Source organism: Lactococcus sp. EKM203L (assembly GCF_011800585.1).
GTDB classification, from domain to species: domain Bacteria; phylum Bacillota; class Bacilli; order Lactobacillales; family Streptococcaceae; genus Lactococcus; species Lactococcus lactis.
Window position 1 is genome coordinate 1 of record NZ_JAALEQ010000047.1, and the last position, 419, is coordinate 419.

Genomic DNA, 419 nt, shown 5'->3' on the forward strand with positions numbered 1-419 from the left:
TAAATTCCTAATCCAATTAAAAATAAAACCAGAATCATTTTCCAAAATCCAATAGTGAAGATACACACAGCAATGAGTGCACCTACGATTCCCCCTATAATCGGGTATCGATTTTTTTCGAAATAATCCATTGATCCCTCCTACATAACACGTTGTCGTTTAGGGTTATCGTCTTTACTTAATGTATTGACTTTTACTTTAAGTTTAACCGTATGTTCCAATCCAAAGAATTTTTTTAAGCCTTCAATGATTTCCTGTTCCAGAACTTGGGCTTTTTGTGCCACTTCAACTCGAGGAATAATCTCACCTTTTATATCAATTTTTATCTTATTTTTAAAAAGTGAAACAGCGATTTTTGAGTTTTTAAGGTAATCATTTTCTTTTACTTTTTCACCTACAAAACCTTCAATGGCAGACTT

2 protein-coding genes are annotated in these 419 nt (G+C 32.2%); both read right to left on the reverse strand.

Annotation, left to right across the window (positions count from 1 at the left end; all coding sequences use genetic code 11):
- Positions 1-131: DUF2273 domain-containing protein (locus tag HFD15_RS14030; RefSeq protein ID WP_057720944.1), on the reverse strand; the 131-nt coding region annotated here is incomplete at its 3' end.
- 9 nt (positions 132-140) lie between these two features.
- Positions 141-419 (reverse strand): alkaline shock response membrane anchor protein AmaP (gene amaP, locus HFD15_RS14035; RefSeq protein ID WP_136122677.1); only part of this gene is annotated, 279 nt, incomplete at its 5' end.